The sequence below is a fragment of the Peribacillus simplex genome (genome assembly GCF_001542915.1).
Taxonomy (GTDB): domain Bacteria; phylum Bacillota; class Bacilli; order Bacillales; family DSM-1321; genus Peribacillus; species Peribacillus simplex_B.
Genome location: NZ_LNNH01000012.1, coordinates 127,339 through 144,571, shown reverse-complemented (window position 1 = coordinate 144,571; position 17,233 = coordinate 127,339). Strand labels below are relative to the sequence as shown.

10 protein-coding genes are annotated in these 17,233 nt (G+C 45.0%); 5 read left to right on the top strand and 5 right to left on the bottom strand.

Going from position 1 to position 17,233, the window contains the following annotated elements; all coding sequences use genetic code 11:
* Positions 1–27: 27 nt before the first annotated feature.
* Positions 28–2,034: a penicillin-binding transpeptidase domain-containing protein gene (locus AS888_RS05830; protein WP_061141237.1), complete on the top strand. Its 2,007-nt coding sequence runs from the start codon at positions 28–30 to the stop codon at positions 2,032–2,034.
* 230 nt (positions 2,035–2,264) lie between these two features.
* The gene (locus AS888_RS05825; protein ID WP_061141236.1) at positions 2,265–4,328 is read left to right on the top strand and encodes a SpoIID/LytB domain-containing protein; all 2,064 of its coding nucleotides are present in this window, start codon (positions 2,265–2,267) and stop codon (positions 4,326–4,328) included.
* 218 nt (positions 4,329–4,546) lie between these two features.
* On the opposite strand, the gene AS888_RS05820 is transcribed toward AS888_RS05825, so the two are convergent.
* The 3 genes from AS888_RS05820 to AS888_RS05810 form a co-directional block, all read right to left on the bottom strand.
* Entirely contained in the window at positions 4,547–5,980 is a 1,434-nt protein-coding gene (locus AS888_RS05820) for an alkaline phosphatase (protein ID WP_081092329.1), read from the bottom strand.
* A 90-nt stretch (positions 5,981–6,070) separates the two neighbouring features.
* Complete coding sequence (locus AS888_RS05815) at positions 6,071–6,826, bottom strand: YhgE/Pip family protein (RefSeq protein WP_061141235.1); 756 nt, start codon at positions 6,824–6,826, stop codon at positions 6,071–6,073.
* 27 nt (positions 6,827–6,853) lie between these two features.
* Positions 6,854–8,908 (bottom strand): YhgE/Pip domain-containing protein, encoded by a 2,055-nt coding sequence (locus AS888_RS05810; protein ID WP_061141234.1) that lies wholly within the window; start codon positions 8,906–8,908, stop codon positions 6,854–6,856.
* A gap of 587 nt (positions 8,909–9,495) precedes the next feature.
* Here AS888_RS05810 and secA point away from each other — a divergent pair.
* The 3 genes from secA (at position 9,496) to AS888_RS05795 (ending at position 14,354) form a co-directional block, all read left to right on the top strand.
* A complete protein-coding gene (gene secA, locus AS888_RS05805; protein ID WP_061141233.1) occupies positions 9,496–11,862 on the top strand; it encodes a preprotein translocase subunit SecA in 2,367 nt (788 codons plus the stop codon).
* The gene (locus AS888_RS05800) at positions 11,859–12,326 is read left to right on the top strand and encodes an SLAP domain-containing protein (RefSeq protein ID WP_061141232.1); all 468 of its coding nucleotides are present in this window, start codon (positions 11,859–11,861) and stop codon (positions 12,324–12,326) included. The genes secA and AS888_RS05800 overlap by 4 nt, the downstream gene beginning before the upstream one ends.
* 261 nt (positions 12,327–12,587) lie before the next feature.
* Positions 12,588–14,354, top strand: a complete 1,767-nt coding sequence (locus AS888_RS05795; protein WP_061141231.1) for an LTA synthase family protein — start codon at positions 12,588–12,590, stop codon at positions 14,352–14,354.
* Between the two features lie 556 nt (positions 14,355–14,910).
* Here the strand turns inward: AS888_RS05795 and AS888_RS05790 are convergent.
* Both AS888_RS05790 and AS888_RS05785 read right to left on the bottom strand, forming a co-directional pair.
* Positions 14,911–15,837, bottom strand: a complete 927-nt coding sequence (locus AS888_RS05790; RefSeq protein ID WP_061141230.1) for an LCP family glycopolymer transferase — start codon at positions 15,835–15,837, stop codon at positions 14,911–14,913.
* Positions 15,838–16,097: 260 nt separating this feature from the next.
* Positions 16,098–17,135 carry a C40 family peptidase gene (locus AS888_RS05785; RefSeq protein WP_061141229.1) on the bottom strand — a complete coding sequence of 346 codons (1,038 nt, stop codon included), beginning with the start codon at positions 17,133–17,135 and terminating at the stop codon, positions 16,098–16,100.
* Between the last annotated feature and the right edge of the window lie 98 nt (positions 17,136–17,233).

Here is a 17,233-nt window from a genome sequence, read left to right as displayed (position 1 = left end):
ATTCTAACTATTCATTAGGAGGAAATCATGAAGAAACTGGCTTTAGTTTCCAGCTTATTGTTGATGAGCGTACTGTTCCTGGCCGGCTGCTCGGATGAGCCAAGTCCGGAAGAGCGCTTTGCGGCATACACCAAACTTTGGAATAAACAGGATTTTACGAAGATGTATGACTACCTGTCACCTGAAACAAAGAAAGAAATCAGCGCGGATGAATTTGCGGAGCGTTATGAAAAAATCTATAAGGGCATAGAAGTCGACCAGTTAAAGGTGAATTATAAACAGCCCAAAGAAGAAAAAAAGCATAAAGATGGAGAAGAAGTAAATCTTGCTTATACCGTTGATATGTCAACGCTGGCAGGGGCGGTCAATTCCGATCATCAGGCGACCCTTATCAAGGGAGGGGAGGGTGACCAGGAGAATTGGTACATTAAGTGGGATGAAAGCTATATATTCCCCCAGCTAAAAGCTGGTGAAAAGATATCGGTTCAAACCTATCCAGCCATTCGCGGTGAAATTGTCGACCGGAATGAGCGCGGACTTGCCATGAATGGAGCAGTCTCCGAAGTGGGGATCGTGCCAGAGAAAATGACCAACGAAACCGAAACGGTCAAAAAGGTCGCTGGGATGCTTAATATGTCCACTGACGAGATAGATAAGAAGTTAACGCAATCTTGGGTGAAGCCAGGTTATTTCGTGCCCATCAAGAAAATGTCCAGTGATGATACGGCAGCATTGGAAAAGCTATTGGCCGTTCCTGGGGTATCGGTCAATAATACGGAAGCCCGGATCTATCCATACAAAGAAGCTACGGCCCATCTCATCGGATATGTCGGTGCGGCATCTGCCGAAGATTTGGAGAAATTGCAAGGTAAAGGGTATACCGCAAGCGATGATATAGGCAAGCGCGGTCTTGAGGAAGTGTTGGAAGGTCGCTTGAAAGGAAAGCCAGGAGGCAAGATCTATATTAGAACAGAAGCTGGCGAAGAAAAAGTGATTGCTGAAAAGCCTGCTGAAGAGGGAGAAACGATTACATTAACCATCGATGCGGAGCTTCAAAAGGATATCTTCAAGCAATATAAGAACGAAGCTGGATCAGCAACGGCTCTTGATCCGGTAACGGGCGAAACGCTTGCACTTGTATCAAGTCCCTCCTTTGACCCCAATAAATATATTTTTGGGATAACAAAGGAGGAGCAGAAAGCGCTGGAGGAAGATTCCCGGAAGCCATTGCTTAATCGCTTCAGTTCGACCTTCGCACCGGGCTCGACGATAAAGGCCCTCACGGCGGCAATCGCCTTGAAAAATGGAGTCGATCCGAACGAGGCGATCAAGATCCAAGGGAAAACGTGGGCTAAATCGACATGGAAAGACCATTCCATCACAAGGGTCTCTGACCCGGGTGTCCCCATCGATATGGAGAAAGCATTAATTTATTCGGATAATATTTATTTTGCCCAGAGAGCATTGGGGCTTGGTAAGGAAAAATTCACAAGCGGACTCAAAGCATTTGGTTTCGATGAACCATTGAACTACGATTATCCGATTAAAGCATCCAGCATCGGTAAAATCGACAGTGAAGGTCGTTTGGCTGATGCCGGTTACGGCCAGGCGCAGGTCCAAATGAGCACGCTTCACTTGGCCATGGCCTATTCAGCCTTCTTGAATGAAGGAAACATCATGAAGCCGACCTTGCTGACAAGAGAGAAAAATGAAACGGAAATATGGAAGAAAAATGCCGTTTCTGCCGAGCAGGCGAATGCGATCACCAAAATGCTGACACAGGTGGTGGAACACCCTAAGGGGAGCGGCCATGGAATAAATGATCTTGGCATCAAAATCGCAGCCAAGACGGGAACGGCTGAAATCAAGGCATCCAAAAATTCTGATGGAACGGAAAATGGCTGGTTTGTAGCCATGGACACGGAAGATCCGGAGCTTCTTATGGCCTGGATGATAGAAGATGTTAAGGGAAGGGGCGGCAGCCATTTGGTTGTCGATCATATGAAGCCCGTTTTGAAGAAGTATTTGAAGTGAACGGTATAAGCCTAATCATCATCATAAAAAAGCTGGACGTGGTTTTTTCCATGTCCAGTTTTTTTCATGCGAGTACGGCTTGGAAGTTGTGATCGTGAATGAAGGATTATAAGGAAGATATCCAGAATGTATAAACGAGGTTTATTTATAATGAGGAAAAATAAGGATTCAATCATGGAAGCTATTGAAAATTCTTTAAAAGATATAGGATAGGAAAGAGGTTGAAAGGGATGGGAAATTTAAAGGGTTTATTTCTGGCTTTCTTTATCATTTTCGCTATATTTCCCTCTCTAGAGGCAAACGCAGCTAAAGAAAATGCAACGATGGAAGTGAAATTGAAGAATTACTTGGGAAATCGAACGAGTGTCAAAATTACGGCAACAGGGGACTATCAGACTTCCGGAGGAGAGATATTCATCAAGGCAGGAGAAGAGATGAAATTGAACGTGGAATCAGGAAAACTTGCCGTGTATAAAGATTCGGATAAAGTAGGAACATGGGCTTCATTAACAATCACTCCGGTTAAGGGTGATGCCCTGTTATCCCTAAATGGCCGGCCGTATCATGGCTCATTCTTATTTACGGTGGCGGGAGGTTACATTCGACCCATCAATCATGTGCATATCGATGATTATGTAAAGGGTGTGGTCCCGAAGGAAATGCCTGCCCTTTGGCATCCTGAAGCATTGAAAGCTCAAGCAGTCGCCGCCCGTACATATGCTGCTCACCATCAATCGAAATTGATCGATGATACGATTTCCTATCAAGTGTATGGAGGAGCGGAAGGGGACAGCCGTACGGATTCAGCCATCGAACAGACAGCAGGCTTGGTTCTCAAGCATGATGGTGAAATAATCGAGGCGTTCTTTTCCTCAAGCAACGGGGGTGTGACCGAATTGAATTCCAATGTTTGGTCAGTCGGAAATCCTCTAGGCTATTTATCTATCCAACAAGATTCCTATGATCCGAAAACCAAATGGGCGATCAAGCTTGATAAGCAACAAATCGACCTGTCAAACAAAGACTTATCCAAGCCGGATGAGTGGTGGACGAGTGTGCAGGAAAAAGATAAAACGGTTGTACCTCATCTTAAGGCTTGGCTGAAGAGGAATGGCTATGCGAACAGGGATATTAAAATAACGAAGGTTCCCGTTTTAAGCTTTGCTGGTAAAAAAACGGGCGGACGAGCTACGAAGGGGTCCATTAAACTGAATTTCTTTGTAAGGGGTCTTGTTGATAAAAGCGGAAAACTTTCCGAGCAACAAATCGAGCTTACTGATGTACCGGCTTCGAAAATCAGGGGCATGGTCGGTAGCGATGTGATGAAAAGCTATTTGGTGGACGATTCGGCTTCCGATTCTTCCAGAATTGATGTTGAAGGGTCAGGTTACGGACATGGAGTCGGTTTAAGTCAGTTTGGCGCGAAGACAAGAGCGGAGGCAGGTCAAACATATCAGGAGATCTTGGCATTTTATTATCCTAACACGACTATCGCCAGGGAATATGGCGAAGCATCAGGGATAATAGAAGAGGTTCACATCAATAATGCGGCATCCATTGATATGAAAGCGGATCTTGATTATGTGAATGATAAAGTCACGATCACCTACTCACTTAAAGAAGATGCAGCGGTATCACTCCTGATTAAAGATGGTGAAGGCAAAACGGTGGCTACGCCAATCAGTGACCAATCATTGAAAAAGGGAAGTCACACGGCGGTCTGGAAGGCGAATGATGTGCGCACTGGTACGTATGCAGCGGTAGTTTCTGCAAGGGACCGAAGCGGGAATGAAGCAAGGGGAACACTGGGAATCAACATAAGTAAGGGGTCAGCACCCATGATTACCGATATCGAAACAATGGGAGACTACAGTACAGAAAAAGTGAATATAGCATTTACGATAAATGAAGACTCGAAAGTGGCAGTGGAAATCAAGAACAGCCAAGGCAAAATGGTGGGGGTCCTTGCCGAAAGGCAGTTCACCCAAGGGAGCCAATCAGTTAATTGGGATTTTGGCAATATATCCAACGGATTGTTCACGGTGTCGATATCCGCCAAGGATGGGGGAGGCAACCGGAAAACCGTCTCTGCACAAGTCCAGATCAGGAAGACGACGGGCATCGTGACAGCAAGAGAATTACGTATAAAAGAAAAGGCAAATTCAGCTGCTAACACCATCGGGACGCTTTATGAGGATCAGGCACTAACGATATTGGCTCAACAAGGGAAGTGGTATAAGGTGAAAAAGGGAAGCCAAGTCGGGTTTGTGCCCAAAAAACATGTAAAGAAATGAATAGGAAAGGTACTGCCTTTGGTGTCATCCATGAATGGAGTAGATGCAGGCGCTTTGCCTTCCGGAAGCGGTTGGGGAGCCTCCTCGGCGCTTGCGCCTGTCTTTACCGCAATTCCCGCAGAAGTCTCGCACCTTCCGTTACATTTCACTCTGCGTAAAAACGCCGATATAGCTGCCCATGCCTGCATTTTGGCGGCCATCATAAGCGAGGGATGTATTCATTCCTCGTTTTTTTCTTTATGCAATCCGGGTGTGAAGGGGACACCGGCAGCTTTTGTGATGATTTTTGAAATATCGGTATTTTCAAGGACGCCGTCAATGGCTTCACTGCCTGGGCCTGCCGCAAACACGGGAATCATATTGGCCGTATGGCCTCCCGTCGAACTGGCAGCCCGGATGCTCCTTTCAGCGACACCGGCTTTATGGTGCCTGGCGATGGTGCTGCCGATTTCCCAATCGATCCGATGCTGCGGGTAGACGAGCGTCCGGTTCTTTCTAACATTGTCGATGAATTGAACCACTTCCTGGTCTGTAAGGGATATATGGGCATATTTCTTGAATGCGGAAGCGACACTTTCCGGATTGATTTCGTTATTTCCATTGAATGTAAGCTGTTTGGACATATATTCAGTCGATACCCTGATCTTTTTCAATGCCGCGATATCCATCGTTTCCGAAGCGGAAATTCCCATGGTTTCATGGTCAGCCAGCACAACGATCAATGTATCATTTCTGTTTTTGGCCCAATTCACAACCTCTTTCACGGTTTGATCGAATTCGATCGTTTCCTTCCATATTCCTGTGAAATCGGCTGCATGCTCCATCGAGTCGATCCGTGCGCCCTCTGACATCAAGAAGAAGCCCTTATCACCTTGTGATAAAATTTGGATCGCTTTGGCGGTCATTTCGGGCAGTGATGGTTCTTGGGAATTCAATACTTCCTTATCAAGCTTGAAATTCATATAAGTGGGGTGAAATAGCCCTAATAGTTTTTTTGTTTTATCCATGGAACTGAGTTCGTCTTTAGTCGTCGCAATCCCATAGCCCGCATTTTTGAATTTCTTGATTAAGTCCTCGCCGTTCTGCTTATCTTCGCCAAAATAGCTGGCACCTCCGCCGAGAATGACATCAATTCGGTTGTCGAAGAGCTGCCTCGCGATATGGGCGCCGCCTGTCCAACGGTTCGGTACACTTGCACCAAAGGCCGCTGGGGTCGCATCGACGACCATATTGGTCGAAATGATCCCGACTTTTTTGCCATCGTTCTGAAATGCATCCAATACACTATCCACCTCATTGCCATTCACATCGACGCCGATTGACTCATTGTTGGTTTTAACGCCAGTCGCAATCGCGGACCCGCCTGCAGCGGAGTCGGTCACGTGATTATTGGCGGAATAAGTGCGCATCAAGGCTACGTGCTCCAGTTTTTCCAAATGTAATGCACCTGTTTTCCCGTACTCCAATTGCCGGGCAATTTCGATTGCACCCAACCCCATGCCATCGCCGATTAGCAAGATGACATTTTTCGGTGTGTTTTTCGTTTCAGCCTGAATGGGGTGGGAGATGCCGATTAAGCAGGAAAGAATGAGTAACCCAATGCGCTCGGGCTGGAAAAGTTTTTGAAGTACTGATTTTTTAGATATTTCCATTATCTGTAACCCTCCGTTCGATAGGTGTCTCCCTATTATTTGTAAAAGTCCATAAAAAATCCCCTCCTGATATTCAGGAGGGGATGGGCGTTATGCTTCCATATGTGCTTGTTGCGAAGTGCGCCTTGCCTTGAACCAGATCGCTGTTAGCGAAAGAAGCGTAAACACGAGAAGGAAAGCGCCAAGAACGCTTACACTTGACCAAAATAAATCATGATTGTTTAAGGATATGATTGATTTAAAGCCATTGATTGAATGCGTAAGCGGAAGAAAATGACTCATTCTTTCCAGGTTTTCAGGAAGCATTTGCACAGGCAAGCTTGAACCAGTTGTGGATAGTTGTAAAACCAGGAATACAAAAGCAATGAATCTGCCTATATTGCCTGCCAGTACGACTAGGAAAAACACGATCGCCAGGAAGGTTAAGCTGACGAATATCGAGAATAAAACCAGCATGAGGCCATTTGTAAACGTTGATTTCAAATAAAAAGACGCGAAAATGGAGGCGATTAGCGCCTGTGCCGCGGCAAACGCCGCCATCGTTCCTAGCTTATTGGCATACCATCTGAAGGCCGAGATTTCTGTAATGGCCGGCTTTTGTAAGTCGAAAAGACATGCCATGACCAAAACACCTACAAATAGCGCTAATGAAAGGATATATGGCGCATTAGCATAGCGATATTTAGGGAATGCATGGATGGCCTTCCCGCTCAATTGGACGGGTGCGGCGAACATGTCGATATTCGGTTGGTCCGCGTGGATGTTACTCAATTTACCGGCGCCGCCTGAAAGTCCAGCCGCCAGCTCCTTGCTGCCATCTTTGATGGCACCTAAACCGCCATCCACTCGATGGACACCATCAGCTAAAGGGCCCTAACCAGTTTTTACGGTGTTCGTACCGTCACTTACCTGGATCATCCCCTCATTTAGCTTGTTTGCACCCGCTGTTAACTGATTCCAGCCAGCCATTACGGTTTGGTTACCGGCAGCTACGGCTCCGGTTCCGGCTGCAAGCTCACCTGTTCCGTCAGCCAATTTGCCTGAACCACTTGCTAGTTCATTACTTCCGGAAGCTGCCGAACCGATCCCATCGGAAAGTGCTGCCGAGCCTTCGGCCAGTGTGCTCGTGCCTTCAGCCAATGCTTTATTGCCATCAGCCACCGAACGGGTACCGTCGGCAACCGCGCCTGAGCCAGCAGTCAAGGCTTCACTTCCTTCAGCTACTGAACGGGTGCCATCGGCAAGTGCTCTCGAGCCGTTTGCCACAGCGCCTGAACCATCAGCCAATTTCTTATTTCCTGAAGCCACACTGCTTGTCCCATCGGCAACCTTTTCGGCACCATCTGATAGTTGGTTTGCCCCTTGGACGACATCTTGGGTTCCTCCATATACCCGTTTTTGCCCTTCCAGCAACCCATTCAGTCCCGCCTCTAAATCAGTCGAGCCCTTTAAAGCGTCTTTTAGTCCCTGTGAAATTTGGTCCGTTCCCCCAGCCAAGGTTGGGGTTTGGCCAGCCAAATCGCTCAAACCTCCCGCGACCCTTTCACTTCCAGCTACTAACTGCTGATAATCAGGGCTGTCTTTTAGGCCTGGAACTTGTTCTCCAAGCTTTTTGATACCTTGCACTACATCCTTTGAACCCGGGGCCAACTGGCCAACTGCTGCATCCACGGCAGCCGCTCCTTTGGCAGCATTGCTACTGCCAACTTCCAGTTGTGATAAACCGGTCTTCAGTTCATTGCTGCCTGATTCAGCATGTTCCAAGCCATCCAATACTTGCTTTGCTCCTCCATTCAGGGATGTTGCCCCAGTGGCTAAATCTTTCACGCCTTTATTTAACTTTTGTGCGCCATCATTCACTTGATTGGCGCCCCCGGATAATTCCTTTGCCCCGGTATAAAGGGAGCCTGCCCCATCCTTTAGGTTTTGTGCGCCATCATTGACTTGATTGACGCCTCCGGTTAACTTCCTTGCCCCTGCATAAACGGCATGAGCGCCATCATCCACCTGACTGGCCCCGCCGCTAAGCTTTTGCGCTCCCGTATTGGCATCATTAAGGCCGCCGTTGAGCCTTTGGGCACCGGAATTCAATTCGGTCATGCCGATATTCAATTTTTGGATGCCTGCATCTAATTTCCGGGCGCCGCCGTTTACCTGCTGCATACCGGTATCGACTTGGTTAGCCCCATCCGCCAATTTACCGATATCCGCTTGCTTACCTGCCAATGAGTTATACATGGTTCCCGTTCCGACCTTTAATTGGGCTGCCCCCCCTGCTAGCTTGTCGATATCAGGCGCTTTTTGCTGCAAGGATTCGAGGATTTGGGCCGTACCGCTTTTTAGTTTCCCAGCTCCGTCATTGATTTTTTGTGAGCCGCCAGCTCCGTCGTTGAAACCGTTTTCAATTCCGGCCATTTGCGAGAGAAGGGCCGTCGTATAACTGGCCGTCACTTTATTCGACAGATTTTCACGAATGCGTTCAGTGGCGCTTTTTGTGACTTGAGCCGCCATGTAATGCAGCCCTTCGTTCTGAATATATGTTAATTCAGGTTTAACGGGATTTTCGTCTAAGACCGTCGTTACATTTTGAGAGAAGTTTTCCGGAATTTCGATGACCATGTAATAGTCTGTATTCTGAAGGCCTTTCTTTGCCGTTTTATCATCGACAAAATCCCAGCCAAGGGTATCACTTTTCCTTAGCTCCGCTACTAAATCTTTACCGACATTAACCGGTTTATCTCCCAACGTACTACCTGCATCCTTATTGACTACGGCAACCGGCAAATTAGACAAATGATCGTACGGACCCCACTTAGCAGTTAGAATGAGTGCTGCGTAAATGAATGGAATGAATAAGACTGCTAGTATGGCAATGATCCAACCAGCCCTATTTGTGGAGCCGCCAAACCGTAACCCTGAACCTTTCATACATTACCCCCTATATGCTTTGATAGTCATGAATGGGGTGGGAAATGTCCCGCCTAATTCATAACACAGTATATTCTGACTAGATTTGCTAAATCCTCCTTCGATTTTACAAATATTTTCAAGTTTTTTCGGCCTAATTAGTTAGAAAGTTTCAAAGAATAATGATTCGTTTGTCTAATAAACGCTTCTTTAGTCGGATGTGAAAATGAAAAGTCAATATGAATGGGTGTTCATTCATTATTGTTCTACGAAAGTAAGGAAGAAATATTATACTGTTTTTGAAAATCGAATAGTAATTTTTATTTTGAAAAAAGGCTGTTTCGTTAAGGTTGTAGTTTTTAAAACGAGACGATTTAAGGTTGGTTGGAGCGGAGCAGCGGACTCCTGCCCGCCGTTGAATGCCCCAACAACCTATACGAAATCAGTCTAAAAAAAGAAAGAATGCACATCTTGGACCCGATAGCGGGGGAAACGGAAAAAAAGATTTACTATTGATTGCAATATATAGATGATTTTTAATAAACAGTAAATATATAACTGATATACTTTCAGTAGAGTTCAATTGAAATAGTAGAAGAGGGGACCATATGCTAACGGGTATGAAAAAGTTCTTCAAGGAAAGCTCCAAAGATCTAAAGCGAATATATAAATTGGCAGATGCTGTGAACCGGCTTGAAGGTGAATATGAAAGATGCTCAGATCAAGAGTTAAAGCGAATGAAGGATAAATTCAAATGCGAATTGGATGCCGGAAAAAATATGAGCGAGATTCAGACCGATGCTTTCGCGGTCGTTCGGGAGGCCTCTAAACGGGTGTTGAAGCTAAGGCACCATGACGTTCAGCTAATGGGCGGCTTCATCCTGAACGAAGGGGGCATAGCCCAGATGAATACGGGTGAGGGAAAGACGCTTGCAGCAACTTTACCTAGCTATTTGCAGGCGCTGGAGGGAAACGGTGTCCATATCATTACGGCCAATCAATATTTGGCCAGACGAGATAAAGAGCTGATGGGTCAAATCCATGAATTTTTAGGGCTGACCGTTGGTTTGAATATATCCGGCATGGAGGCCGCTGAAAAACGTGAAGCCTATGTGGCAGATATCACGTATGGAACCGCAACCGAATTCGGCTTCGATTATTTGCGTGATCAGATGGTTTTACGGAGAGCGGAAAAGGTGCAAAGAGGCCACAACTTTGTCATTGTCGATGAGATTGACAGCATCTTGATTGATGAAGCACGGACACCATTGATCATTGCGGGTCATTCCGGTGAAGGGACCGCGCTTCACGAAATCACGGCACAATTCATGAAGTCCTTTATAAAAGACGAAGATTATGAGGTCTCGGTGGAATCAAGTGCCGCCTATTTTACCAATCAAGGTGCATCCAAGATTGAGCGGGCCTTTGGCATCGACAATCTGTATGACCTGGAACATCGGGAGCTATTACACAATATATCACAGGCGCTTAAAGCCCATGCGATCATGAAACGGGATGTAGACTACATCATCATCGACCGTCGGATTTCCTTGATCGATAAGTTCACGGGCAGGGTGATGGAGGGACGAAGCTTCAGCGATGGTCTTCAGCAAGCCATTGAAGCAAAAGAGAACCTCGAGATTTCCGCAGAGAATGAAACGCAGGCTGCGATAACGCTACAAAACTATTTCCGTTTATATCAATCAATGTCCGGGATGACAGGCAGTGCCATGCCATCCAAGGCGGAATTCTGGGAAACCTATCAGCTTCCTGTGATTGAAATCCCCACCAATAAGCCGATGATTCGCTCGGATGAGCCGGATTTGATTTATAAGGATGAAATCGGCAAAATCAATCAAATCGTCACGGCTGTAAAACGAATTCATGAAGAAGGAAGGCCGATCCTAATCGGGACGACCTCAATCGAGCAATCTGAAAAAATATCGGTTCATTTAAAGCGTGTGGAAGTTAAGCATCAGATCCTTCATGCGAAGACGGAAAAGGATGAGGCTGAAATCATCGCCAAGGCCGGGAGAAAAAACGAGGTGATGCTGGCAACGAACATGGCTGGAAGAGGGACCGATATATTACTCGATGAAGCTGTAAAGAATCTGGGAGGTCTTCACATCATCGGTACGGAGCGGCACGAAAGCAATCGGATCGATATGCAGCTTAGAGGACGTGCAGGCAGGCAGGGTGAACCAGGGTCCACTCAATTCATCATTTCCTTGGAGGATGAGTTGTTTGATTACTACGATGAAGAAGAAATGGAACGGTACTTAAAGAAAATCAAAACGGATGAGACAGGGTTGGTGGTTAGCCCTGCACCTGATAAATTCGTGAGGAAGGTTCAGGAAACGATCGAGCAGCAGCATCAAGCAAGCCGTACCCATTTATTCAAGCTGGAGCAAGCCCTGAATGAACAAAGTACAATCATTTACGCAATGAGAGATCGAATTCTTGATTTGGAGACGGAACGGCTGCATACTGCTTTACTTGAATATATCGAAAAATACATTCGCAGGCTCGTAGTGAAATATTATCCTGAGCATACGGATGAGCCTGGGCCTTCCGCCTTGATTGAAGAGCTTTCCTTTGTTTTTCCTTCCTTGGACTGGCAGGTAAGTGATTTTGGCAAATTGGATGTTCATCTAGTTGAAGCCAAGGCGATGGGGGCTTTAGCTGAAATGAAACAGAGGCTGGAAATCTTTCAGGACGCTAAAGACTGTGGAAACCAGCTGCGTACTTTCATCCTGCACCATATTGATGCAAATTGGAGGAATCATTTAGACGAAATGAATGGTTTGAAGGAAGGGGTTGGCTTGAGCGGATATGGTCAACAGGATCCGTATATGTTGTTTGAGAAGGAAGCGCTTAGTCGATTCAACATGATGCTAAGAACTATCGAGGAGGAAATCAGTATTCATTTTTTGGAATATATGGAGAGCGGCCATGAGGAGAGTGGTGATGGATGAGTTTATTTAATAAAGGAATCAATGAAAGGAAAGTTTGGTTAGCTTCGAATGAAGATGACGTAATCAAGGAGGCTGACGCTGTTCAAACTGCGCTGCTATTTCATGAGGACTGGCACATTTCAAAGCAAGAGGAATACGTCTATAGGTTTCACCATCAGCAGCTGCCCTTGTTGAAGCCCAATCAAATTTCGATATCCGGGGTGAAACTTGTAAGGGAAGAGGAAGATGTCATTGCCATCGCTTTTTTACGAAATTCATTGGAACAACCGATCCGGTTTGAAGTCGTGAATATATTGTTAGTGGATGGGAGCGGAAGAGCATTGGCAAAAAAGGCATTTGATCTTTCGGTGCTCGGTGAGGTGCCTGCACGTTCAAGCATAGCGTGGCAATTCCTTTTCGAGGAACATGATAGGCTGACGGAATTGATTCCTGATGATTGGCAGATTGTGTTTGAATGGACATGAACGTAGGAAAACCTGCACATGTTCTGGACAAAGGGGTTCTCCTTTTTTTGCCTGCCTGTGAAATGCGAGAATGAAGAAGGAGTTTAGCAACAAGGAAAGCCCTCATCCATTGATGGAGGCTTTTTTTTATGCCAATTATTTATCCTGTTTTATGTTTTCTGTCTGCAAAGTTTCATAAATGGCAACGCTAAGTAATATTTATAAGAATCTTCCGTAACCAGGCCTGACCCTGGAAATCATGAAGAGGAAAGTGGCAGGAGCATGAAGGATAACGTTAACCAGCGATTGAAGGAGAGGCTATTAGAGATTTTGTCGGTTTCAATCGTGACCATGCTTTTCATATATACGAATGCCAAGATGGGCAATCATCTCTCTATAGGAATAATCACGATCATCGTAGGCATTGCCGGCTTTATTGTTTATCTGAAGGAGTGGGTATCGAACAGGGTCGTGAAAGGAGCGTTTTTTTCACTGTCCTTACTATCGATCATGGCCTTTTTCCTTGCCGATATTTGGTTTTACCGTTATTACGCGACACCCATGAATTCTTATTTGTGGATGCAAAAAAGTAATCTGAATGGGCTGGGTGAGAGTATATTCAGCATGATGGAAATCAAGGATGCCCTCTTTCTTCTGGTGGGCATTCCAATCGCCGAGTCGTTCGTGAAAAAGAAATATCCCCTCAAGCACATGGCGCTTATACCGGCACTGCTATTTCTGATGGTCGCGGGGCTTAAGCCGGTAAAAAATATTTTCATCGACAAAGTCGATATCACCCGGCGCTATGAGGCGAATACGTTTTTGCGGAACTGGGGTCCGATTGGACATCATGTATTGGATACGTATGCCTACTTTGCGGATTCAGGAAAGCATGTGATGTCTGCGGATGATAAAAAAGCCGTTTCCGATTACTTCAATAAAAAGACCAAGCCGTTTCATGCCTTATCTGGCTCGCTGAAGGGGAAGAACCTCATCCTTATCCAGGTGGAGTCATTACAGGCATTTCCGCTATTTCAGAAGAGTGCCGGACAGGAAGTCACGCCCTTCATGAATGAACTTGCCAAAGAAGGATTGTATTTTCCGCATGTATATCCCCAGACAGTATTCGGGAATTCGTCTGATGGTGAGCTGATTACGAATACGGGTGTATATCCTTTGAAGCAAGGTGCGACATTTTTTCGGTTCCCTTATAATGACTTTCCTGGCCTTGCCAAAGAGTTAAAAAAATCGGATTATCAAAGCTTTGCTTTTCATGGAGATGAGGAGGACTTTTGGAATCGTCAGCATGCGTATCCTTCATTGGGGTTTTCCGAATATTATTCGATAGAGGATATGCAGCAGGATGAAATCATATCAATGGGGTTGGGAGACCGCAGTTTCTTCAATCAAAGCTATAAGATCTTAAAAGATAAACAAGATCCGTATTATGCTTTTTTTGTGACATTGACCAGTCATGTTCCCTTTTCGCTGCCAAAGGAAAGAATAACGTTGAAACCTGAAGCAGGAAAGGAAGAAAGTTACCTGACTAAATATTTTGAGGCCATGCATTATACGGATTCGGCGATCGGCGGATTCGTTAAGAAGCTGGAGGATGCTGGCAAGCTGAAGGACAGCGTGATCGTCCTTTACGGTGATCATGATGGGCTTTTTTTAAAAGATAAACCCACGGTTGAAGCGTACTATGGACGTAAGATTAGCGATGACGAGTGGATGGCCAAGTATATGCCCATCCCGGTCATCATGTATCAGCAGGATATGGAAGGAAAAACGATTGATAAGGTAGCGGGGCAGGTAGATATTTTACCGACCCTTTATGATTTGTTTGGTATTAAGAGCTCTACATACTTTGGCGAAAGCATGCTGAATGGGAAGGAGGGGCGTGCCTTGATATTGAAAGGAGATTATGGCTCCCAAATGAAAATAAATGCAGAAGGCAAGGTCGAAGAATTCTCACCAAAAGACCAAAGGGAAATTGATCTGAGTGATCAAGTGATCATTACCGACTATTTTAAACAATCGGGGGATTGAAGAAAGGATGTAGACAAACTCGGGTAACAATGGGAGTTTGTCTACAATCTTTGTGGGACTGGATTTCCAACATATGTTTAATTGCATTCTGTGTGAAAACAGAGCTAGGATATCAATTGCCTACAGTATTGGGGGGATTTGTAAGTAGACCGTTTCATTTCCTGCAGGCGCTCGCTTATCCAGAGGCGGTCCGTGAGCCAGCCTTTGCTTTCCGCCTGTGGGGTCTCACGTAGACACGCAATTCCCGCAGGAGTCTCGCTGCCTTGCGTTCCCTTGCCCTATGCGTGGGGATTGAAATGGAGCTTCAGCCCACAGTTTTGGAGGGTTTGTAAATTGGATGTTTCGTTTCCTTTAGATGTAGCACAGAGATGGCTTGCCCATTGCTCAACAGGAAGGCTTAGGAAAGAAAACGGATTCGGTTCCAGGGACAGTTGGTTGCCGATGATGATCTAGATAAGTATCTGCTTAAATGAAAAGGGCTTCGGAATGAGATCATTCCGAAACCCTTTTTTTGTCTGAAGTCTGAGAGGATGGCAATTAAGTCATCCTCTTTCGGTTATAATCCCAAATGTGTTTTGATCCGGTTTTGGGCTTCGAGTTTTTTATCGTCGGGGACAATGTTGTAAAAGATGCCATTCACCCTTTGATTGTCACCTTGAAGTGTATATTGTTCAATGTTCTTCAGTGAAGATTTATAGTTATTCTGGATGCTGAGCATTTCGTTGAAGGTTAAATTGGTTTCAACGTTTTTCCCTAATGCTTTGAAGATATCATCATAATTGGTGAGTGTCGAAAGGCTTGAACCCTTTTTCATGACAGCTTGGATAACCTGGCGTTGCCGCATTTGGCGTCCATAATCACCGCGAGGATCTTCCTTACGGATACGGGAATAAATCAAGGCTTCTTTACCATTTAAGTCAATCGTGCCTTTTTTGAAGGTATAGCCTTTATAGGCAAGGTCCATATCATTATCGACGGTGACACCGCCTACCGCATTCACGATATCTTGGAAACCTTCCATATTCATTTTGACGTAATAATCGATTGGAATGTCTAGATACGCTTCGACTGTGTTGATCGACATGGAAACTCCGCCGAATGCATAGGCATGGTTCATTTTATCAGTCGTACCTTTACCGATGATTTCGGTGCGTGTGTCTCTTGGCAAACTCAACAATTCAATGGATTCTTTTTTAGGATTGACTGTCATGACAATCATCGTATCTGATCGGCCTTTGTCATTTTTTCTTTCATCCACACCAAGGATAAGGATTGAAAAGGGATCTTTGCTTTTGAATTTAATATCATCTACACGCTTATCCGTTTTATGCTCCGTTCCCTGCATCGTGTGAATTGCGCCTGCAAGGGATTGATAAACGGAGGCTGCATAAACGCCTGCGCCTATGAAAAGGATAAGTAGGGTAAAGCCGATTATTTTAAACGTTTTGCGTTTCTTTTTTTTCTTTTTATGTTCAGATCTCATCTAAATTCCTCCCTGAACCATCCAACAAAAATGGAAGGTATGAAAAAGTGCCTAGCCCTAACTATACCTTTTTTCTGTTAAAAATAGAATAGTATCTTTTTGTAGGTAGAGTGCATTTTTACCTATTTTCACTTAAAAAAACGAAGGATGTCAGGTTGTACTGATCCCTTCGCCGCCGATTTTTTTATTCTAAGGAATGAGGATGTGTCGTTTTGACATGAAAATGTCCAGGCCATAAGTGAAAGCCTGGACATGGCAATTTATAAACTTTTATAACCGATGATCCTGCTCTGGAAATAAGAGTTTGAAGTAGAAGTGATTGTTACGCCCTTACTTGACGAGGCGTGGATGAACTGACCTCCGCCCAAGTAGATGCCCATATGGCTAACTACGTGTTTATTTGAACCGGTTGCAAAAAAGATAAGATCACCGCTTTTAGGTGAGGTCACCTTTTTGCCCATATCATAGTATGTGGAGGATGAAAGCCTGGAAACCTCATATCCGGCCTTCTTAAATGTATAGTAAATGAAACCGCTGCAATCGAATCCTGATGGCGAGGCGCCTGCCCACGAATAAGGCGTTCCTATCAATTTCTTCGCTTCGGAAACGAGCTTGGTTACTTTACTTCCTGAATTCGGTGCTTCTATCTTGTCATCATTTTTCCCTGGATTGGCAGAAGTGGATGTTTTGCTTAATTTCAGTTTTTGACCCACTATGATTAAGTCCGAGTTTAACGAGTTGGCCGCTTTAAGCTGCGCTACTGATACATTGGTCTTTCTGGAAATCCCTGAGAGCGTGTCGCCTTTCACCACAATGTATGTAGCCGAATTCACCGGGGGCTGTGTATCATTGGATGGCTTGGAGCTGTTGGGTAATTCAACGGTAGTGGTTGTAGTTGATTTGGATACGATAAGTTTGGCGCCTGCATAAATTCTGTCGGATTTAAGGTTGTTCATTTTCATCAATTCAGCTAGTGTCAGGTTATGCTTGTTCGCTATCCGGGTTAACGTATCGCCAGAGACTATGGTATATGTGGTATTCTTTGTTTTTTTCATGGAAACCGAAGAATGGTTTGATGTTGTTTTGGAGTTTGATGTCAATAACTTTTGATTGATTTTCAAAAAGTCGGTTTTTAAATGATTTAGCTGTTTTAAGTCTTGTACCGTCGTATTATGTTTCTGTGCGATCTTGCTTAGCGTATCGCCGCTTTTCACTGTATATGTACCGGCAAGGGCAGGAGAAACGAAAGTTGAAGATAAAATGGCTATTGTCGAAAATGCGACTACACTTTTTTTCACGATTTTCCACCTCTAATATGTCTTTTTCCCTATTCTAACAAAATAATCCTGCGAAAAAATATTACATTTTTGTTACAAGGGGAAAATAGTAGTATTAT